14 protein-coding genes and 1 pseudogene are annotated in these 21,627 nt (G+C 35.5%); 2 read left to right on the top strand and 13 right to left on the bottom strand.

Features of this window, described 5'->3' with window-relative positions; all coding sequences use genetic code 11:
- Positions 1-20: 20 nt before the first annotated feature.
- From E0F89_RS14360 to E0F89_RS17585, 5 genes and pseudogenes are all read right to left on the bottom strand, one after another.
- On the bottom strand, positions 21-458 hold the full coding sequence (locus E0F89_RS14360) for a CBS domain-containing protein (RefSeq protein ID WP_131910466.1): 438 nt from the start codon (positions 456-458) through the stop codon (positions 21-23).
- 564 nt (positions 459-1,022) lie between these two features.
- Positions 1,023-2,252, bottom strand: coding sequence for a glycoside hydrolase 100 family protein (locus tag E0F89_RS14355; protein WP_131910465.1), 1,230 nt, complete (start codon positions 2,250-2,252; stop codon positions 1,023-1,025).
- Positions 2,253-3,395, bottom strand: coding sequence for a glycosyltransferase family 4 protein (locus tag E0F89_RS14350; protein ID WP_131910464.1), 1,143 nt, complete (start codon positions 3,393-3,395; stop codon positions 2,253-2,255).
- 9 nt (positions 3,396-3,404) lie between these two features.
- Positions 3,405-4,034, bottom strand: a complete 630-nt coding sequence (locus E0F89_RS14345) for a PIG-L family deacetylase (RefSeq protein WP_131910463.1) — start codon at positions 4,032-4,034, stop codon at positions 3,405-3,407.
- Positions 4,035-4,501: 467 nt separating this feature from the next.
- Positions 4,502-4,639, bottom strand: a pseudogene (locus E0F89_RS17585) (DUF1810 family protein); the annotation flags it as partial.
- A 360-nt stretch (positions 4,640-4,999) separates the two neighbouring features.
- Between E0F89_RS17585 and E0F89_RS14335 the strand changes: the two are divergent.
- Positions 5,000-6,046: a zinc-dependent alcohol dehydrogenase family protein gene (locus E0F89_RS14335; RefSeq protein ID WP_243699531.1), complete on the top strand. Its 1,047-nt coding sequence runs from the start codon at positions 5,000-5,002 to the stop codon at positions 6,044-6,046.
- Between the two features lie 629 nt (positions 6,047-6,675).
- Positions 6,676-6,861 (top strand): hypothetical protein, encoded by a 186-nt coding sequence (locus tag E0F89_RS14330; protein ID WP_131910461.1) that lies wholly within the window; start codon positions 6,676-6,678, stop codon positions 6,859-6,861.
- Positions 6,862-7,367: 506 nt separating this feature from the next.
- Here the strand turns inward: E0F89_RS14330 and E0F89_RS14320 are convergent.
- From E0F89_RS14320 to E0F89_RS14285, 8 genes are all read right to left on the bottom strand, one after another.
- Positions 7,368-9,152, bottom strand: a complete 1,785-nt coding sequence (locus E0F89_RS14320; protein ID WP_131910460.1) for a DUF885 domain-containing protein — start codon at positions 9,150-9,152, stop codon at positions 7,368-7,370.
- 162 nt (positions 9,153-9,314) lie between these two features.
- Complete coding sequence (locus E0F89_RS17580; protein WP_394345971.1) at positions 9,315-9,512, bottom strand: DUF6943 family protein; 198 nt, start codon at positions 9,510-9,512, stop codon at positions 9,315-9,317.
- Between the two features lie 659 nt (positions 9,513-10,171).
- Positions 10,172-11,092, bottom strand: a complete 921-nt coding sequence (locus E0F89_RS14310) for a carbohydrate kinase family protein (protein WP_131910459.1) — start codon at positions 11,090-11,092, stop codon at positions 10,172-10,174.
- 137 nt (positions 11,093-11,229) lie between these two features.
- On the bottom strand, positions 11,230-13,452 hold the full coding sequence (locus E0F89_RS14305) for an alpha-galactosidase (RefSeq protein WP_243699530.1): 2,223 nt from the start codon (positions 13,450-13,452) through the stop codon (positions 11,230-11,232).
- 221 nt (positions 13,453-13,673) lie between these two features.
- Positions 13,674-15,413 (bottom strand): RagB/SusD family nutrient uptake outer membrane protein, encoded by a 1,740-nt coding sequence (locus E0F89_RS14300; protein ID WP_131910458.1) that lies wholly within the window; start codon positions 15,411-15,413, stop codon positions 13,674-13,676.
- Between the two features lie 9 nt (positions 15,414-15,422).
- Positions 15,423-18,572, bottom strand: a complete 3,150-nt coding sequence (locus E0F89_RS14295; protein ID WP_131910457.1) for a SusC/RagA family TonB-linked outer membrane protein — start codon at positions 18,570-18,572, stop codon at positions 15,423-15,425.
- Between the two features lie 11 nt (positions 18,573-18,583).
- Positions 18,584-20,182, bottom strand: coding sequence for a glycoside hydrolase family 32 protein (locus E0F89_RS14290; protein ID WP_131910456.1), 1,599 nt, complete (start codon positions 20,180-20,182; stop codon positions 18,584-18,586).
- A 4-nt stretch (positions 20,183-20,186) separates the two neighbouring features.
- Positions 20,187-21,506, bottom strand: a complete 1,320-nt coding sequence (locus E0F89_RS14285) for a sugar porter family MFS transporter (protein WP_131910455.1) — start codon at positions 21,504-21,506, stop codon at positions 20,187-20,189.
- Positions 21,507-21,627: the final 121 nt, after the last annotated feature.

Here is a 21,627-nt window from a genome sequence, read left to right as displayed (position 1 = left end):
CAGTGTTTAATAATTTCATTTCAAATTTTCTTTGTTCCAGTGATGTATGAATCCAAATGATCAATGGTGTTTTTTTGGATATCGATAATTGCCTTCAGTACATCACCCATTGAAATAATACCTACAACCTGATCATCAGACAAAACAGGTAAATGTCTTATTCTTTTGGTTGTCATCAAATCCATACAATAATCTAAATTATCAGATGGTTTTACAGTAACTACATCCCGATCCATTATTTCATGCACGGAAGTATCTCTTGAAGATTTATCTTTTAGAGCGATTTTTCGAGCATAATCCCTTTCAGATATAACACCTTTTAAAACATTATCTTCTATAATTAAAAGAGCTCCAACATTTTTTTCTCCCATTATCCTCAGTGCTTCATATACTGTGATAGTAGAATGTATCGAATGAACTTGTATTCCTTTCACGTCTAATATTTGATTTACAGTCATAATAGATAGATTTAAATGAACTTAAATTTAATAAAAATTAAAAGAAAAAAGAGTTAAAACTTCAATTATATTTTAAATTTTAAAATTTAAACACCTAGCAATTTTCATTGCAATTTGCTTTAATTTAAATTTAATTTGCTCATTTGTAATAGTTTACTTATTAGGGGTGTTGTAATGAAAAAAAATAGCTGTCCCGTTCTTCATTAATTGTTATTTGTTTATTGCGCTGTGATAGAGGAGAAGGAAGAGAGGACTTTTTTGTACGCACAACTTACTGGAGCTGCCGACGGAAATAAAAGGATGCAAGGTATTAATGATTTATTGGCAGAAACATTTGACTGGAGTTTCCTGCGAAAATAAATAGTATTATTTCACCGGCAGCTTTTTGTTTTTAAATTTGCGATTCGCTGAGTAGTGAACGCACTGCGTTGATAGTAAATTTAGCGTAAAAGGAGCAATAGCATTACAGCGTTGGACTCCGGCGTGGCCATCAATGATGTTACTGAAGTGTGAGAGCACTGCTGTGGCTTATAGACAAAACTTTTAGTTGTAAATTGTACTAAATTATTCCTGTCGTATTTCGTCAAAAAAAGGCGTTCTTTTTTCTTCCACACATTTCACTGCATATAAATACATGGCGGCACTCCAAGTTTGCCAATTTTGACCTTTAGGTTCGCCGTCTTGTGCTTTTATCCATTCATTAAAACCAAATTCCTTATTTTCGGTAGTTATATATTTAATGGATTTATTATTGTTTTTAGCCGCAGATTCAGTCGAAAGATTCGTCTTTTTCATGCATTCAGTTAGTACTATTAATTTCTGTTCTGCTAATGTAAACCTTTTAGCGGCAACTAATGCCGCAACATAAAAACCGCATATAAATGGCCAAATACCGCCATTATGGTACTCACCCGGGTTATTAAATTCGGAATATCTTTCGTGCCAGTCAGGATCGTCCGGATTGGTAAAAGGGAAAAAATTAGGTGGCAAATCAACTGCCAACAATCCGCTGTTTTTCATCGCTTCGCATTCGGATTCTATCCAGGAAACCATTTCATTCGCTCTTGTAGGTGAAGCCATTCCCGATAAAATAGCAAGAGAATTTCCTAACAGATCAAAACGTTCACTGCTAAAAACTTTGTACGACCAAAAGGCATAATAAGGTTTATGTTTTAATACTAAACCTTCGTGTACATGACGGTGAATTATACCTCCCGTAATGGTAAAGCGATTCATTTCATCATGTATTTGATCGGCTCTTTCAGACTGATTTAAAATTTTTAAAAAACTATAAACCAAAGTATTAATAAATAATCCATAGCCCAGGACCCATTGTTCATCACGCCAGTCACTGGTGGGTTGTTGTGCAACCAAACACATGTCGGACGGACTTTGATATTCCATCCAGACTAATGCTTTTTGAACGGCTTCTTTTAGAAAATCGGGGTCATTGATCACTTTTCTATAAATACCCACTCCGAGCAAAAATAGAGGCGTTGTATCGCTGGCTCCTCTGTCATCAGCATCGTGAACCAACGATGAAATATGCCCTCTTTCTGTTTGGTTTTTCGCCAGAGTTTCCAAAACCTTCCGAATACTTTTTAATAGTTTTTCATTTCCGGTAACGGCAATTCCGAGAATCGAAATTAATAAATCTCGTGTGTATGGTTCCGGATAACCCCAGGCAGCCGTTCTGGGAAGTCCGTGAAACGGACCATGCATATTGTGTAAAAGCACTTCCAGAGCTGCCTTTTTGGCCGCATTTATTGCTGAAGTTTGTTGAGGATTTTTCATTTATTTGATACCTAATTTATCATGCATAATATCTATAAATCTTTGGGCAACAATTTTATAATCAAAATTTTCAACCACCCGTTTTCTGCCCGCTTTCCCCATTTTTTGTCTTAATTCGGCATCATTCATCAGAGTTGATAATCCGGTGGCGATATCTTGAACATTTGCGCGATAATCGACCGTTCGAGGTTCTTTAAATTTAACTTTATAATTGTTTTCAAATCCTGATTCGTGGCCAAGGGTCACTTCATTAACCACAATTTTTTGTGCAACATTAGCTAAAAATGCGGTTTCACCATCAACCAGAGTGTCGAGCATTCCCATTGCTTTAATACCAATAACAGGTTTTTCACAGGCACCGGCTTCGATCTGCGGCATTCCAAATCCTTCTAATCGAGATGGAGCAGCGTAAATATCGCAAGCAGCAAGGAAGTAAGGCATAAAATTTCTTGAAATGGTATTTGTTTCATAGGTAATATTTTTTTTGATTCCCAAATCGGATGCCATTTGTAAATCCAGAGAATTTTGAAATGTGGTGCGTTGCTGAGGCCAAACTTTGCATACATATTTCCAATCGGGTACTTCAGTCTTTATGATAGCCAAGGCTTGCATGACTTCCTGGGCACCTTTGGATGCAGCATCGCCACCAACTGTTAAGATCATCAACTGGTCTGGAGAAATGCCTAAAAATTCACGAACAGCCAGTATTTTAGGATTATTTTTATCGTACGGTTTGAAAGAATTAGTATCGCAACCCACAGGTAAAACTTCAATTTTATCTCCACTGATTCCGTCTCTGACATACATTTCTTTTACCCAATGTGAGGTGACTAATATTAAAGGAAGCTCATTTAAAACTTCCTGATAATTGGCAATATAGCCATCTGCAACCAACCAAGGAACCGGCTGAATACTAAATTTTTGTGGATGTAAAATCAACTGAGGTGTATGTCCCCAGTAGCCAACACCGACCACTACATCGGGTTGAAACCAGCGATAATACCATTCTTTTTCCTGCGCTGATCCAAAATGGGCGGCGCGCGCATCCACTCCTAATTCGAGCAAACCTTTGTATAAAAGATCCCCTTGTGTAGCCAGTCCGCCCGGTGATGGTGGATAATCATAGAGTACCAATACTTTCATAATATAATTTTATTTATTCAAAAACATAGTTGCTTCATTTGGGTTGTTGAAAACCCAAAATGCTTCTGCTTTTGGAGTTGTTTTCGCTTCCCAACTGTTTTTCTCGAAGCCATAGATTTCTGTTATTAGATTGTATTTTTTAGTCCAAATCTGTTTTGTGAGCGTTTCAAAATAGGGGGTATTTTCAATTGCTTTTGGAAAGTATTTATTATTTCCATCCTCATAGGCGAAAGCCCAAAGTTTATTTGTGTCAATTTTACCTTTGTTCCAGAGCTTAATTACTGCTTTGCCTGCTTCCTCGTGTCTTAAGTGTTTGGTATATTCTCCAAATGGACTATGAGATATAATTAAATCAAAATGTTTATTAGGTAATAAATCCAGAATTTTTTGCTCCACTTCTGCAGAATCTAAAGGTTTTTGTTCAGGTTCATCATCTAGATTGCCCATAATCCCCTGCGCATTAAGAATTTTTAAAACCTTGTAAAATTTAGAGGAACGGACTTCGTCATTTTTTCGGCAAAGACTGGTAATGAAATAGTGCCATTGGGGATTATTCATTATAATTCCGCCGGCCCAAAGGACTTCATCATCAGGATGTGCAACTATTATGGCTACTGTTCTAGATGTTTTACTTTTCATCTTTAAAATTGTTTGTGGCAAACTGAATAATTATACTAAGTAATGTGAATCAAGGGCTGATATTTTTTCAAGAGATATCACCATTGGTTTTTCCTGAAATCAAATAGACCTCTAAAATTTACAGGTTGTAGTCCCCTAAGATTCAACCTAAATGTACTGATTTTCAGCATGTAAAGCAATTATTTTTTAATATTATAATGAAATTAGAAAGAGGTGACACCAGCGGAAGGCTCGAGCCATCTTTCGGCATAACATCAGAAATTATCTTATTACTATTTATTGAGAGATCGTTGGAAAACCGGATTGGTTTTATTTAAAATTACTAAACAAGTTCATTCAGCACTTCAGTTTTTATTTACCGATAATTCCAAAGCTGCTTCGTCATTTATTTCAAATACGCTTTTTCGATTTCAATCAGTTTTTTTATTAAAATTGAATGTTTTAGATATTACATAGCTTCCTCTTTTTTAGATGGCATAATGTATATTGAATTCACTGAAGTCCATTCCTGCTATTTTAGAAAAAATGAACCACAGCCAATTAGTTCGTTTTCTGCCGTTTGTTAATTCGGATAATTCATCATTAAAGGTTATTTCCATCACTTCTAAAAAACGATTTTAGTGAAGTAAAGACCTTAAATATTTGAGATAAAAAGAAAATCGATGTTATTTATTGCTTGGAGAAGGAGCACAACGCAATTCTTCAAATAGGGTTGCTGTTGCCAAAAGATTGTGATTTTTATGCTATGTTAAAAGCCTTATTTTTCCCGTAAGTCTTGTCTTATTTCAGTATCTTTATAAGGATGTCAGTGAACAAAGAAATTGTTCTTTGTCCACACCCAGCCGTTTATTTTATTTAACCGAACGTTTGTCGTCAATCTTCTTACCAAACTCAAATTAGCATAAGTAGTTTGAGAAATGATGGTATATAACACTTATTTATGCATTAATCTTTAAAGAACAGAAATGAAAAAAACTATGAAAGGCCTTGTTTACGGAGGTCCCGGAAAAATTGAATTGAAAGAAATACCAGTACCCACAATTGAAAAACCAACAGATGCCTTGGTTCGCGTTTTAAAGACCACTATTTGCGGAACAGATTTGGGGATTCTGCATGGTAAAACTCCCACTTGTAAACCCGGTACCACTTTGGGTCATGAAGGAGTAGGTGTTATTGAAACCGTTGGCGATGGCGTTCGGAATTTTAAAAAAGGAGACCATGTAATTATTTCCTGTATTACTTCGGATGGGACATGTGAATATTGTAAAAAGCAAATGTATTCTCATTGTGAAGATGGTGGTTGGATTTTAGGTCATCTTATTAACGGAACTCAGGCCGAATATGTTCGTATTCCGCATGCCGATAACAGTTTACACCTAGTACCTGCCAAATCAGATCAAGAGGCTTTGGTCATGTTGAGCGATATTTTACCCACAGGACATGAAATAGGGGTGCAAAACGGCCAAGTTAAGCCGGGAGATACTATTGCGATTGTTGGTGCAGGTCCTGTTGGAATGGCTGCATTAATGACATCCTTGTTTTATTCTCCGGCTAAAATTTACATGATCGATTTGGATGAAAACCGACTGAAGTTGGCGAAGGAACTAGGGGCAACTGATACCATTAATTCTGGTGATGAAGATGCTGTCAAGAAAATCCTATCGGAAACTAAAGACGGGGTAGATGTTGCTATTGAAGCTGTTGGTATGCCTGCTACTTTTGATGTATGTCAGAAAATCATCAGACCGGGAGGCCACATTGCCATTGTTGGAGTTCATGGTAAAAGCGTGGATTTTCAACTGCAAAATCTTTGGATTCAGAACATTACTCTGACAACTGGTTTGGTTAATACTAACACCACTCCAATGTTATTGAAGACTGTCAGCTCAAAAAAAATAGATCCTAACAAGTTGATTACGCATCATTTTAAACTGGATGAAATTGAGAAAGCCTATGAAGTTTTTGGGAATGCTTCCGCAGAAAAAGCAATGAAAGTAATTATCGAACCTTAACCAAACTTAAATTTCGGTTTATTTTTGCTGTTTCAAACCCGTCTTTTTGTATTTGCAAAAGGCGGGTTTTTTATGAAAAAAAATATAGACGATTACGGCAGTCGGTTTTAAATTTTTAAAAGGCTTTTATCGTATTTGAGCTCTTTATAGAGCATTGCATATAATTTCAAAACATTATAAGGATAAATCCGGGTGAAATAATGGAATGGATACGTTAGTCTATAAGCCAACCTTGTTCAGAATAAAAGTGCATTCATTAGTTCTCAAAAGTATTTTTTTAAATAGAGAAAATTTCAAGAAATTAACTAAGTTCTTTTATTAATGCAAACAAGATAATATGTAGTAGCGCTAATTTGATTGTTTAATTTATATTCTAATCCTACCTCAAAATCAGCATATTTTGTAAACTTTTATATTCAAGTAATTTCACTTGAAATTGTTTTTGGTATAAACGGAAAAATAAATATATTTTGGGCTAGGTATTCTGAATATCAAGGTAATTCAACATACCGGAATAGGAAAGGGCAGTTCCTCCAGAAAAGCATTAAAAAAGCTAGAAAGTTTGGTTTATGCCGCTTTGGAGCGAAATGAAGTAGTACAAATAAGTATTTACTGTAAAGAAAATGATTATGAATATAATTGAAAGGGCAAAAGCACCCACACCGAAGTTTTTTAAAAGTCTGATAATCATCGGCTTAGATTTGCTGTCTGTAAGTGGAAGTTTAATGTCTTCTCCTATTATTTTATCTGCAGCAGTTGTTACGGTGGCGGGATATGTTGCCTTTGCCGGAGGTGTTTTATCAGCGATTAGTTAAGTACTTTTGGATGAAGCGGCCCTGAAACAAGCCCGTGGCAAAGAACAGCAAGTTGTAAATAAACCCCGTGCTGGAGGCTAATATCTCACTTAAAGTGGGTACCGCGACCGGCACTTTGTTGAGTATTTTTGGTAACCTATTTTATGAAGATATTTTAAGAACGATTATCTTAGCAGTTGTCGGAGTCACAGTAAGTTTTATGGTTTCGCTACTTTTAAAATGGCGGATAAAATTCAAAAAGAAACACTGAGACACTGAGACAGTGAGACACTGAGACACTGAAACAAGTTCAGTGTAAAAGTTCAGTGTAAAAGTTCAGTGTAAAAGTTCAGCGTAAAAGTTCAGTGTAAAAGTTCAGCGAAAAATAAACCGGTTATAATTGGTAACCTTTTCCGCCATACTATAAAGCCTGGTCGTGAGATCAGGCTTTTTTTGTTGTAAGTCACAAATAATAATTTTGATTGGGTTAAAAAAACTGTTTTCCCCAATTAATACTCATATTCTCCTTAGTTAATTTGTTCGGAAGCCCAATTTTCCATATAAGTTTCAAACACACTTAAAGGTACGGAACCAACCTGCAAAATAGCATCGTGAAACTTTTTGATGTCAAACTTGGCACCCAAGCTTTTTATATATTTGGCTTTCAATTCCGATATTTTCAATTCTCCTGTTTTATAGGAAAGCGCCTGTCCTGGAATTGCCATATACCTTTCCGTTTCAGAAACAGAAGCCTTTTGTTCTCTTCCTCCTTTTTCCATCATGTATTGGATTGACTCTTCTCTTGTCATGGTTCCGGTATGCAATCCAACGTCTGTTACTAATCGTATCGATCTAAACAACTCCGATTTGTAGGCAGCCAATTTTTGATAAGGATCCGTGTACAATCCTAATTCTTCACCCAATGATTCGGCGTACAAAGCCCAGCCTTCAGAAAAAACGGAATACGAGGCAAATTGTCTGATTTTTGGCAAGTCCTGATTTTCTTGTTGTAAGGACAATTGAAAATGGTGTCCCGGAATAGCTTCATGGATAAAAAGGTTGTCCATCCCCAACTTATTGAATTTGGTAGCGTCAACGATTGGAACATTAAAATAACCGGGTCTGCTGCCGTCCGTGGTGCCTCTTTCATAATTGGCGGCCGAAGTCGCCGCTTTAAACTTTTCAATTGCCTTTACCTCGAAGGCTGTTTTGGGAACAATATTGAACAATTTTTTCAGCTTCGGTTCTATAATGGGCAGGATGGCTCGGTAACTTTCCAGTATTTCTTCGTCAGTGGTGAAAGGGAAAAAGGAGGGATCAGTCAGGGCATAATTGAAAAAGGCAGTTCGGTCGCCCTGAAAGCCAATTTTAATCTTTAGATTTTCAATTTCTTTGGTAATTCGTTCCACCTCCCGAAGTCCGGTTTGGTAAATCTCTTCAGGGGTTTGATTGGTTGTGGTACTCATTCTAACCAAATAGGCATACATAGCTTTTCCATTAGGCAAATCATTAAAGCCCGATGTGGTTCTGGCTTTTGGTAAATAAACATTTTTTAAATAATCGGCCAGTTTTTGATAAGTAGGGATGATTTTTGAACTGATTGCGTTTTGATAGGCCAATCGAATCGTTTTTTTTTCTTTTGCTGAAAAGGAGCTTGGCATATTCCGAACGGGTTCATAAAAGATATTTTTGAGCGTATCTGTTGCAGTTTGAGCTTCCAGTTGCGGGATCATTTTAATCACCAAGGCTCGGGGAAGCACCATTTTCATTGCAATACCTTTATTAAAATTAGCTATCGCAGTATCGGCCCATATCGTAAAACCGTCAATTCGTTTTAGCCAGTTTTCATAATCTTTCGCTGTTTTAAAAGGTTGAAAACTTTTTCCTGAACCTAGAGAAGGTAATGAACTGGGATAGCCTCTAAACTGGCTAAAGGGCATGTATTCAAAATTGAATTTTTCTCTTTCCAGTGCTTGCTTTATTTGGAGGCTCACGATATCAAAAGAAATTTTATCAAAGGAATTCAGCTTGTTTCTATCAAAAGAGGCTAACTGTTTTTGATACATGATCGTAAAATCGTGTTGTTTTTTAAGGTAGGATTCAGCGATATCGTTCGGAAATAAATCGTTGTACCTGTTGTCGCCTCTTTGCGTCGCTGTCAATGGATTTAATAGTAAGCCGTCTTCGTAATAATTATCCAGAAATTTGCTGAATTTAGCATTGCCGGGTAATTTTTGGGCTAATAAAATAGCGCTGCTAAAAACAAACAGGAATACTGCAGTGTTTCTAAAAAGGATTTTTAATTTATACATATGAAGGATTGTTTAGAAAATGATTTAATACTATACGATTGCTTAATCTTTCAATTAAATGGCTGCTATGATGGTATTTATGTTAAATAAATTTTTTTTCAGTATGCTAATTTATGTTTTATTTTTATAACTATTGTAATTATTTAGCTTGTCCTCAAAGTGTTACTGTTTATAGAATCGGTTCAACAATTCTTTCCTCATTTCATTAATAAGGACAATATTCTTATGGCATTGATCCTCTTTTTGTTCCAACAACCTCAACGCATGGACCTGTTTTATATGCAGGTCATGTTCCTGCAGCATTACATTTACTTTTGAGTTTAAATCTTTTTTGAAATCTTCAATACGTAAAAATGGAATTCGGTATGGTTTATTAGTTTTAAAAATTCGACCTTAATTTTTTGAAAAGGAAAAAGAGAAAAAAATAAAGCCGCTAAAACAGCATAAATGACGAATGAAAATGGAGGGATACCCTGAAACTAATATTGGAAGAGACCCTGAAACAAGTTATGAATTGTGAATTATTAATTATGAGTTATGAATTATGAGTTATGAATTTATGGGGATGGTATTGTAAGACGCACAGAGAGGGAGCGGAGCCAACCCCGATGGCTGCGCGAAGAGCACCACCGCTGAAAAAATAAAGGGCGAAAGACATGATACTGCTTTAATGCAATGGAACGGAGCCTGGGGTGTATAATTCAATGAAGCGGTATTGTGAATGTAATAGCACTGACGAACGCAGGAAGTTAAAGTGTGAAGATGAGGAACGTAACAGTGCAAAAAAAACAGCTGTCCAGCCTTTTCTTTTAGCGGGACTGCTGTTTTTTTAGTGCTGTGAAGTGTCAGCGGAATGGAGGGAAACCCGAAAGAAAATCGCTATAGGGACCTGAAAAGAGTTCAGGGGAACCCGACTGGAGCTGCCGAACGGAACAAAGAGAGACCGCTTGATTGTACCTTATGTTTAGCGATTAAATATTCCGGATAGGAAAATAAATTTCTATGTTGCATTAGAAAACCTATTTTTTGATTTGATTTTTTTCTTCCAGCATCATGTACTTTCTGATTGCTACATTAGAAATTATTGGGTTAGCTCCTTCGTGACCAGCCACTAATGCACCAACTGCGCAGGCATAATTCAAAGATTTTTGAGGGGATTTTCCTTTCAGTAACCTTAGTATTAAAGTAGCTAAAAAAGAATCGCCTGCACCAACAGTATCAATCACATTTATAAAATAACCACTGTTATAATAAAATTTATCGTTGCTATACAAAACAGCTCCAAAAGCTCCCTTGGTTACACAGACTTGTTTTGTGTTTGTTTTTTCAGCTATAAACTTGATGTTTTGTTCAAAAGAATTGTACGGTGATTCTAAATTTTTGCTGATTTCCCATAATTCTTCATCATTAAGTTTGATGAAATCAGCTTTTAACATCAATTCATTTAGAACGTCCGTAGTATAATATGGAGCTCTTAGGTTGGCATCAAAAACTTTATATTTAGCTTTTTGCAATAAGCTTAACAATGTAGATCTGGAAATTTCATCCCGACAGATTAAGCTTCCAAAAACAAAAACGTCAGATTCCGAAACCTTTTGCTCCATTTGCTGGGTCAAGTGTATTTTATCCCATGCAGAAGGATACGAGATGTCGTAGGAGGCGTTGCCTTTCTCATTGACCATAACATTTACAACCCCCGTTTTATAATCATCCGCAATTTGTATAAAGTCAGTACTTTCGTTTTTGCTCTTTATAAATGAGATAATTTCATCCCCCTTTTCATCAGGTCCAACGCTACTTATAATAGTTGTCTTTGCCCCCAAAGAACTCATCCTTAATGCCACATTTAACGGTGCTCCTCCAATTTTTTTATGAGTGGGAAAAACATCCCACAATACTTCCCCAAAAGCAACTACGCTCAACGTTTTTTTTGTTTTCATACTTCTCAAAATTAAGAGCTTGCAAAATAAACTGCAAGCCTATATTATATTATTTTATGTTTTGATTTACATCAAATTTACGTCTTTCCCGTTTATCCAAATACGGTGTAAAAAATAAAAATGAATTACTATTTTGATTATTGCACCTCATTTACCTCAAGCAATACACTTGTTCTTTTTAGGTTAACATTAGGATTGATTCCTGCTTTCATCAAGAAATCTCCTGTGTACACTTTATCGGAAGCAATTGATGAAGTCTCGCCTGGATACAAATTAATTTCTTTTACGGTGTATTTTTTCTTTGAATTTAATCCATTCAATACCACTGGCCGTTTCGTTGCTGTTATGTTAAACCTGTTATTTACCAGATAGTTAAAAACTATCGCTTTGCTTTTGTCTGGATTTACATACATTAAAGCAGCAATATCATTTTCATGTGGATTGACCAAACGATACATATCGCCATGCCATACTATATCTTTGAAAGAATTGTAACTAGTTATGGCTTGTTTGCAGAATAATTTGTCCTTTTCATCCAACTTTCCTGCAACAATATCAAAGCCTAATTTACCCATACTGGCAACATCGACTCTAAATTTTAGCGGTTGTTTCCCCCAGTCAGTAACGTGATTATCTGTAGCGATGGAAGGGAAGAAGTAAGAGTAATCCCATTGAACAAAAATTCTTTCTAAAGGTTCTGTGTCATCTGTTGGCCAAAATTCTGTAAAATATTTGAGTAATTCGTAATCACCACGACCGCCACCTCCGGAACACAGCATCATTGGAACTTTTGGATATTTTGCTCGAATTCGCTGGAGCACTTTATACAAACCTTCCGTATAATCTACATACAAATTAGATTGCGGCAATCCTTTTTTGTTAAGGTATGATGAATAGGCGTTGTAAATTACCGCATTACAATCCCATTTTATAAATGCTAATTCTGGATTTTTCACGAATAGATTATCCACAATCCCATAAACGAAATCCTGTACTTCGGGATTAGACATATCCAAGACCATTTGATTTCTATAATAAATTTCAGGTCTTTGCGGTTGTTTTATAACCCAATCCGGATGCTTTTCATAGAGTTCACTTTTTGGATTTACCATTTCAGGTTCAATCCAAATACCGAATTTTATTCCTTCTTTTTTTGCTTCTTTTACCAAATAACCCAAACCGCTCGGCAATTTCTTTTTATTTTCCTGCCAATCGCCAAGACCGGCGTCATCATTGTTTCTTGGATATTTATTCCCAAACCAACCGTCATCCAATAAAAACATATCTACTCCTAAATCTTTAGCGTCTTTGAATAAGTCTACTATTTTATTTTCATCAAAATCAAAATAGGTGGCTTCCCAATTATTCAATAAGGTAAGTCGTTCGCCTTGACCATCAAGAAGTCTGTATTTTCTTGCCCAATCGTGAAGATTTCTGCTGGCTTCGCCTGTTCCATTATTAGATAAGGCATAGATGAGAGAGGGTGTTTTAAAAATTTCATTTGGAGCCAGAGAATATTCCGAGGCAAATGGATTAATACCTGCGATGAGTCGAAGGTTTTTATGAGAATCGATTTCAAAATCAAGCTTGAAATTACTACTCCAAGCCAATTGGCCTAACATAACACTTCCCTCATTTTCTGAGGCGGGCTTTCCAAAAGACAATATAAAATTAGGCGTTTGCAAAAGCATCGATCGTGTTCCCAATTTAGAATCTAACGTTCTAATGCCTTGAATAAGTTTAGTTTCTGCAGGCTGCATTTCTTTTAAATATTCTCCCTGAAAGCTGGTGAGATAGAAATCTTTACCTGCAAAGTATAAATTAGCCGAAGCATATTTTTGCAACAGCACAGGTTTTTTCTCCTTGTGTTTTATTTCGGTCCACTGTTCTATTATATTTTCTTTTGTCCAAACTTTATAAATTAAAGTAACCTCAAACGGGTAAACAGGATCTTTTAAAAGAATGCTTGTAATAGAAGTATTTTCATCAATTATTTCTTTTTTATGACTCAGATACTTCAGCTCCAAAGAAGGATTTCCATCTGCGTGTTTGACTTGAATAGCAGGTTCTGACAGATTCCACGTTCCGGCAGGCGTATAGGATGAATTATAAATCCCTGCGTTAGATTCATCATAATTATAGTTGGCAGAAACCCCAGCATATTCAGTGTCGTTTTCAAGGGGCTTGCCAAAATAAATGGTTCTAAGTCTGTTGTTGCTATCTGTTTGCATTAGTACGACGCTATTTGCTGTACTAATTGGAATCGTTATTATTTGTCCTGATAAATGCGATACCATCATAATACAACTCCATAGAAACATCAGCTTTACTTTCGTTGAACATGTATATTTTTCTTTCATTTGTAGATATTTATTGTTTTTATTGGTCATCTGTAATTCGCATATCTTCATTTGTGTTTGCAATCAATTTCAGGTCATGTTCATTTCATAATTTTTGTTTTCTATCCTATTCTTCTACTCAGTAAGCATTAGAGCTTTGATATAAAAAAGTTAAAGGCAAGTAAAATACTTGCCTCCAACCGAATTTACTAACTAAAACAAAACCTTTTTAAATCCTGTTATTAATACCCAGGATTTTGTTTGTATAATCCACCTGTAAAATCAATCTCTCTTTGAGGTATCGGATAATATTCATCTCTACCTGCAGTAAATCTCGCATTAGAAAGAAAATCTCTTTTAGTTTTTTCTACAGTAAGATAGGCGTTCAAAACTGACTCAGCTTTACCCCATCTTACAAGATCATAAAATCGAGGACCTTCCATACCAAACTCCAAACGTCTTTCAAACATAAGTGCTTTGAAAGCGTAATCTTTAGAAGGAAAAGAAGCGTAAGGCTGAACTTTATAAACATCTGAAGCTCCTGCTGCTAAAGGCATTCCAGTACTGGCTGCAGCTCTTACTCTTATTTGATTAATTATTGGCAATGCTTCTGTAAATCTGTTTAATTGTATTAATGCCTCCGCTTTGAATAACAAAACATCTGCATATCTAATAAAATCAACATTTTTCGAAGTACCAATGAATGGCCCGTTTTTCACGTAGCAAGAACAGTCTGGTGATTGTTGCTCTTTCATATTCCCAAAGTATCCATAAACACCTGGATCTCTTGCCCAGCTGAATTTGTAAATCATGTCTCCGGAACTTTTCAAAGTGTTTTTATATTTAAAAGGTCTTCCTGGAACTCCTACTGTATGATCAATTCTTGGATCAAGTGTTACTCCGGCAACTAATGGCGCAACACCATTGGTAATTGTATTAAAAATATCAGAATTATTGAACGTATCTAATAAAGGCAATCCATTGGCATCTGTTTTAAATGCATTCACCATATTTTGGCTTGCCATATGAAAACCGCAACAACCGTAAAGAGGTGTTCCATGAGGTGAATTTAATCCTGTAACAAAACTAACTCTTCCAATATTTGTACCATCATTAATCGAAAACTGAACAGCCCAGATTGATTCGGCGCCATTATCACGTCCATCCAAAAAATCAAATCCATAATCTGCCTCTAAAGCACCCGTTACTTTATCCGCATAATCTATTACTTTTTGTAATTTTGCCGCATCTATACTTGTAACCTGGTGTGACTCGTTTTGCTTATAAGCCTGATATAAATTTAATTTTGCCAGATAAGCAGCTGCCGCATTTTTATCGGCTCTTCCTACCTGATCCTGACTTTGTGCCAAATTATCGAATGCAAAAAGAAAATCTTCAGCAATTTTGTCCCATAATGCATCACTTGACAAATCATTTGATGTTTTTAATATATCTTCTTGAGTAAGTTCTTCTGTGATATAGGGAACTTTATTAAACAACAATTTAAGCATAAAATGAGAATGGGCTCTCAAAAAACGCAATTCCGCTTGTCTCACTTTTTTTAGTGGATAATCTGCATCTGGAATGGCATTGATAACGGATAAAGCAAAATTAGCTCTGGAGATGGCTTTGTAATGATTTGTCCAGGTTCGTGGCAACATGAAATCTCCATAATCTGCAATAGTAGTGTTGTATTGCTCGTAACGGTCAATTACATCAACATCGCCACGACCTCCTCCTCCTTTATAGGCATCATCAGATCGTACACTTCCGTAAACCCATTGGTTTGTGATAGGCCCTACCATTTCGTCATTCCCAATTGCAGCATAGGCCGCATTTACAAGAGCTTCAGCATTTGCAGCTGTCGCCACATTTCCAGACGACAATACTCCTGTAGGTTCATATTCTAAAAAATCTGAGCTACATGATGCCAATAAAAGGATTGACAAGAAGCTGATAACTATATTATTATATTTCTTCATGATAATTAATTAAAAATTAAAGTTTACACCTAATGAGAATGTCGTTGGTACTGGTATTCTGTTAACATCTGTTCGTTCAGGATCGGAACCAATATATCCTTTTGGAGTTATCCAAAATAAATTTTCCCCTTGTGCATATATCCTGCAACTAGTAATGAATCCTGATTTTTGTAACAACTCATCTGATAATGAATATCCAATTTGCATGTTCCTAAGTTTGAAATAGGAATTGTTTCGTAAGATATAATCTGACATCTGTGTGTCATTGTTTGCTAATGAAAGAGATGGTACCTCAGTATTTGTATTTGTCGGTGTCCAAGCATTCAATGTTCCTGGCCCTGCATTATCTCTTCCTTGAACAAAATTGTTCCAAAAAATATACGGATCAACACCAACTCTTCCAGCTACACCAGAACCAAAAATGGAGAAATCAATATTTCTATACCCTAAACTAATATTAATACCATATTCTAATTTTGGAAGTGTTGTACCGATAAAAGTTCTGTCATCCGAATTAATAACGCCATCATTATTGATATCTACAAATTTGATACCTCCCAATCGAGAACCTACTTGAGTAGCATGTGCATCTATTTCAGCTTGATTTTGGAATAATCCATCCGTTTTAAACCCAAAAACTTCAAACTGTGAATGACCAATTATCGAGTTTAAAGCAGTCCCTGGATAGGCTGCCCTAACTTCTGCCGGTAACTGTGTAATTTTATTTTTTGTTGCTCCAAAATTTGTCGTAACATTAAAAGACAGTCCATTATCTAATTTATCTGCATATCCTACTGTAAGTTCCCAACCTTTATTTGCAGTCGAAGCACCATTTACAAAACGTTGTTGTCCTTCTCCTACAGCAGATGCTACTGGTGGTTTAATTAAGATCCCAACGGTGTTTCTTGAAAAATAATCAAATGAACCTGATAATTTATCTGCGAAAAAACCAAAATCCAAACCTACGTTAACCTCTTTGGTAGTTTCCCATTTTAATCCTGAATTCGCTGCTTGTATAGACACAAATCCAGATGGCAAGTTTCCTGTATTAGTTCCGTTCAAATCATAGGCAGTTCCAACATTATAAAAAATATTGAAAAAATCAGGGAAAAACACATTTTGATTCGGTCCATAACGGGCTTCATATAGCCCAAAACGAGCATTATCTCCAATAGACTGATTTCCTACTTCTCCGTAACCAGCACGTAATTTCAGGTTGGAAACGGCCGTAACATTTTTAAGAAACTCTTCATTGTTGATTCTCCATCCTGCAGTAACAGCTGGAAAAATACCATATCTATTATCTTCACCAAATCTTGATGACCCATCTCGACGAATAGTGAATGAAGCTAAATATCGGTCAGAAAAAGAATAATTAAATTTACCAAACTGAGAAAGTAGTCTACTACCAGTTGAAATTCCATTGTTTGTTCTAATCCCAGTAGCTGCAGATAGTGTAAAATAAGATTCTGATTCAACCGCAAATCCCTCTGCACGTGCAAACAACGAATTCAAATCCGTTTTAGTTGATTCAGTACCAACAAGGATTCCAAATTTATGCTCGGATGCAGTAAAATTATAGTTTAAAGTATTTGAGATTGTTAAACTAGAATATTTATTGGTGTCAAAAGTTAAACTATTGTTGCTTCGGTTGACAAATCCATTTCTCACAATCGGTTCAATGTCTTTTCTGTTGTAATCATTAAAATCCATTCCAATACTATTTCTAAAGGTTAGCCCTTTTATAATGTCAATTTCAGTAAAAACATTACCGTATAGAGCCATTCTTTTATTATTATCCCATCTGTTCAAATATTGCATTAATAATGGGTTGTTTCTGTCAGAATATCCGGATCCCAATGGGCCTGCATAATCACCAGATGCTGTGTAAACAGGAATAGTTGGCGCTAAGGTTATTGCTAAACCAGGTGTAGGTGCGTTTCCTACATCATTAGCGGCAGTTCTTTCATTTGATTGTGTGAATTGAGAATTAATACCAAATCTTACCTTATCGTTAAACAACTTGAAATTGGCATTAAGTCTTGCAGAATATCTCTCATAATTAGTGTATTTTAACATCCCAGAATTATCTAAATACCCAAGATTTAATACTGCATTTGCTTTTTCAGATCCTCCAGATACAGATAAATCATTATTGATAAGAAGTCCTGTTTTATATACAGTATCCTGCCAATCAGTATCCCCCGAAGGAACATTAGTATCTCCACCTACATAAGGTTTTACAGTTACACTATTCAATACTGGATTGTTATAATCGTTATTCCAATCAAAATTATAGATTTCACCATATCCACCAGATGGACTTGCTCCATCGTTAACAGATGCTTGCCATAATACTTTTCCTCTATCAACGGCATTGAGCATTGTATATCGTTGTTTTTTCTCCGAAAGAACAGAAACGTTTGTACTATATGATACTGTAGTCACACCCCCTTTAGCAGCATTTTTAGTGGTAACAATGATTACCCCATTGGCAGCTCTAGAACCATAAATAGAGGAAGCCGATGCATCTTTTAAGACTTGAATAGATGCAATAGCACTTGGACTCAAACTAGCAAAAACCTCTGGCCTTGTTGTAGGAACACCATCAATCACATACAAAGGATCTGTATTACCAAGTGTACTTACCCCCCTAATTAATATTCTACTATTGGCTCCACTTGGATCACCTGATTTCTCTATAGTCAAACCAGCTACCCTTCCTTGCAAAGCTTGCATAGCATTTCCAGAACTCATGGTTTGCCCAGTTATAGGTTTTAGTTCTACTACTGTAACTGCACCAGTTAAATCAGCTTTTTTCTCTTTAGAATAACCAGTTACAACAACCTCTTGCAGATTTAAGGATTCTTCTTTCAAAGAAACATTTACAATAGTTTGTCCATTAAGTTTAACGGACTGAGATTCGTATCCCGTAAAACTAAATATTAAAGTTGCATTTTTATCTACATTATTAATCGTAAACTGTCCGTCCAGATCAGTTGACGTTGCAGTATTTGTCCCTGACACCAATACTGATGCACCAGGAAGCGACATGCCGTCTGCAGATGAAGTTACAACTCCTTTGACACTTATGTTTTGAGCCGTTAATGAAAAAACGGACCCCATTAAAATTAGGTAAAGAATAATTTTGTGTTTCATAATTTGTTGGGTTAATTAAAATTTAGTTGGTTAATTATTAAATTTTCAACGGAGAAATTGAAATTTGCTTTAGATACCGTGAATGTTTCCATAGGTTTTTCCGGAAAAAATATTTCAGTCATTACTGTCTTTCCATTATTGTAAAATACTTCAATAGAGGTTTTATCAACTATGACCTTGACTTCCATTGTAGCGAAATCTTCGGTAAACGGAGCTTTTGAAACTGTATTTGCAAAAACATCTGAAAAGGATAAATCACCCGAGTTTTTTCTGTCTATAAAAAAGTATTTGTCTTTAGTATTGATTCCAAATCGTAATGTATTCTTAGATTTATTCGAAAAAGAAAAAGTATAAACATCCTTTTTTAAACCTTTTAGAGTAAAACGAATTTCTACTTTTGATAAATCCACCAGCGATTGATCTGTGATTATTGTTTCCTTATCTATTTTGAGGGTTTCTTTTTTGATGGTCTTGGAAATATAATTGTTTAATTCTCTAACCGGCTGAAAAGCAATTCGATAGCGACCATTTTCTTTTACAAGTGATAATTCTCTTGGAATGGTCATACTGCTTCTCCACTTTTCGGTGGGTACTTTTTCCGCGTATTGCCAATTTGACATCCATCCTATAAATAATTTTCTTCCATCAACTTCAGAAATATTTGCCCAAGTAACGCCTGCATAATTATCTCTACCGTAGTCAATGTAAAGTGCCTCTTGCTCTTTAAGGTCTTGAGAAAAGGTTTTGTCCAACGTAAAAGTTTTTCCATCAAAATCACCTACAAAATATTGGGTTGCTGAACCACCATTTGGTCCTCCAGGATTGATGCTTAATAGCATTACCCATTTATAATCATCGCTACCTTCAACAAGTATCGGGAAAAAATCCGGGCATTCCCAAACACCTCCATGAGCTCCTATATCTTTTCCGAAATCTGAAAGCAATTCCCATTCTTTCAAGTTTTTAGACCTATAAAACATCGTTTTATCACCTGCTGCCAAAACCATGATCCATTGTTGATGTATTGCGTCCCAAGTCATTTTGGGATCTCTAAAATCTTTAATATTTGGATTTTCAATAATTGGATTCGCTTCATATTTCGTCCAAGTCAAACCTTCATTTAATGAATACGCGATTCCTTGCGACTGATAATTTGTCTCCCCAGCCTTTTCTTTCTTCATATCATGATAGGTAAACATGGCTACCATCGGTGGGTTTTTTAAGCTCCCAAATCCTGAAGTGTTTTTTACATCCACAACAGCACTTCCTGAAAATATATATCCTTTTTCATCTGGATAAAGAGCAATAGGTTTCTCTGTCCAAGTTATTAGATCTGTGCTAATAGCGTGTCCCCAGTGCATAGGTCCCCATACATTTGAATCGGGATAATACTGATAAAAAAGATGGTAATACCCATTGTAGTAAAACATACCATTAGGATCATTCATCCATCCTTTTTTAGGAGTGAAATGAAAATTTGGGCGATACAAATCTTCTTCAGAATAAACTTTTTTATCTGAAATAGTACCGTTTTTACAGCTTACTGCTCCCGAAAGAATCACCATACAACTTAACATTCCAACATATTTTTTAATTTTTATTTTTTTCATAATTTTATTTATTTATTAAATTTTTACTTAATTCTTCCAATGAAATTCCTTTGGTTTCCGGCATCATAAAAGCGACAAACAACAGTTGAAAAACCATCATTATTGCAAAAAACAAGAACACTGCTCCAGCTCCCACTGTAGAAAATAAATATGGAATTAATGATGGAATGATAGCTGCGAGAACCCAATGTGTGGTGCTTCCAAATGATTGACCCGATGCTCTTAAATGATTTGGGAAAATTTCAGATATAAAAACCCAAATTACAGCACCTTGTCCTATTGCGTGTGCTGCAATAAATAGAAATAAGAAAACTGGAACAGCAATTCCTCCCCATTCAAAAAAGAAAGCCATAGCAACAAGAGAGAGAGAGATAATATATCCTACTGAACCGATGTACATTAATATTTTGCGTCCTAATTTGTCAATTAAGAAAACACCCACCAGAGTAAAAATTAAATTTACTACGCCAATTCCGATACTACTAAGTAAAGCGGTGCTTTCTCCAAGACCTGCCTCTTGAAATATCCTACTTGAATAATATAAAAAAGCATTAATACCAGATAGTTGATTAAAAAATGCCATTAAAAAAGCTAATACTAAAGGTTTCTTGTATTTCTTTAAAAATATGTTATCATTTGCAAGTGATGCATTATCATTGTCAACTTCTATTTCTTTTTTCATATTTTCATAATCAGCTTCTTGACCCATCAACTTCAAAACTTTTCTCGCTTCTTCATTCCTGAATTTAGACAATAGCCATCTTGGACTTTTAGGAATAGAAATAATTAAAGAAATATATATTACAGACGGAATTGCTTGTACTCCCATCATCCATCTCCAAGAATTTTCACCTACATCATTTAAAAGATAGTTAGACAAAAAAGCCATAAGAATACCCAAAACGATATTAAATTGATAAAAAGCAACAAGTCTTCCTCTATCTTTTGCCGGAGCAATTTCAGAAATATACGCTGGAGCAGCGATGGTGGATGCTCCAACGCCTAGACCACCTATAAATCTAAAAGCAGCAAAAACGAATGGATTATTGGCAAATGCTGAGCCAATTGCTGAAAAGAAAAATAATATACCTATCCATAGTAAAGTGTTTTTTCTTCCAATCTTATTTGTTGGAATTCCTCCAAATATTGCACCGATAACAGTACCCCACAATGCCATTCCCATAACCACTGTTCCATGAAATGCATCGGATGAATTCCAAAGTTGTTGTAATTTTTTATCTGCTCCTGAAATCACTACAGTATCAAAACCAAAGAGAAAACCCGCCATTGAAGCAATCAACGCCCAAACCACTATTTTTTTCATTATGTAAAATTAAATTATTGAATTGCTAAATTATATGTAATAAAGCAGATTCAATTTTAAGAATGTTACAATTACATACAATACAAAAAAAATATGACTCAACTGCGTCTAAAGCCATAAA

Origin of the sequence: Flavobacterium caseinilyticum (assembly GCF_004349085.1) — a bacterium.
In the GTDB taxonomy this organism is placed as follows: Bacteria; Bacteroidota; Bacteroidia; order Flavobacteriales; family Flavobacteriaceae; genus Flavobacterium; species Flavobacterium caseinilyticum.
The sequence above is the reverse complement of the archived record's forward strand: the minus strand, read 5'-3'. Positions and strand labels throughout refer to the sequence as shown.

Coding starts and splice junctions, on each gene's coding strand:
- E0F89_RS14360 (WP_131910466.1), bottom strand. CDS start 458: ATGACTGTAAATCAAATATTAGACGTGAAAGGAATACAAGTTCATTCG.
- E0F89_RS14320 (WP_131910460.1), bottom strand. CDS start 9,152: ATGTATAAATTAAAAATCCTTTTTAGAAACACTGCAGTATTCCTGTTT.
- E0F89_RS14350 (WP_131910464.1), bottom strand. CDS start 3,395: ATGAAAGTATTGGTACTCTATGATTATCCACCATCACCGGGCGGACTG.
- E0F89_RS14295 (WP_131910457.1), bottom strand. CDS start 18,572: ATGAAACACAAAATTATTCTTTACCTAATTTTAATGGGGTCCGTTTTT.
- E0F89_RS14290 (WP_131910456.1), bottom strand. CDS start 20,182: ATGAAAAAAATAAAAATTAAAAAATATGTTGGAATGTTAAGTTGTATG.
- E0F89_RS14335 (WP_243699531.1), top strand. CDS start 5,000: ATGAAAAAAACTATGAAAGGCCTTGTTTACGGAGGTCCCGGAAAAATT.
- E0F89_RS14355 (WP_131910465.1), bottom strand. CDS start 2,252: ATGAAAAATCCTCAACAAACTTCAGCAATAAATGCGGCCAAAAAGGCA.
- E0F89_RS14305 (WP_243699530.1), bottom strand. CDS start 13,452: ATGAAAGAAAAATATACATGTTCAACGAAAGTAAAGCTGATGTTTCTA.
- E0F89_RS14285 (WP_131910455.1), bottom strand. CDS start 21,506: ATGAAAAAAATAGTGGTTTGGGCGTTGATTGCTTCAATGGCGGGTTTT.
- E0F89_RS14330 (WP_131910461.1), top strand. CDS start 6,676: ATGAATATAATTGAAAGGGCAAAAGCACCCACACCGAAGTTTTTTAAA.
- E0F89_RS14310 (WP_131910459.1), bottom strand. CDS start 11,092: ATGAAAACAAAAAAAACGTTGAGCGTAGTTGCTTTTGGGGAAGTATTG.
- E0F89_RS14345 (WP_131910463.1), bottom strand. CDS start 4,034: ATGAAAAGTAAAACATCTAGAACAGTAGCCATAATAGTTGCACATCCT.
- E0F89_RS14300 (WP_131910458.1), bottom strand. CDS start 15,413: ATGAAGAAATATAATAATATAGTTATCAGCTTCTTGTCAATCCTTTTA.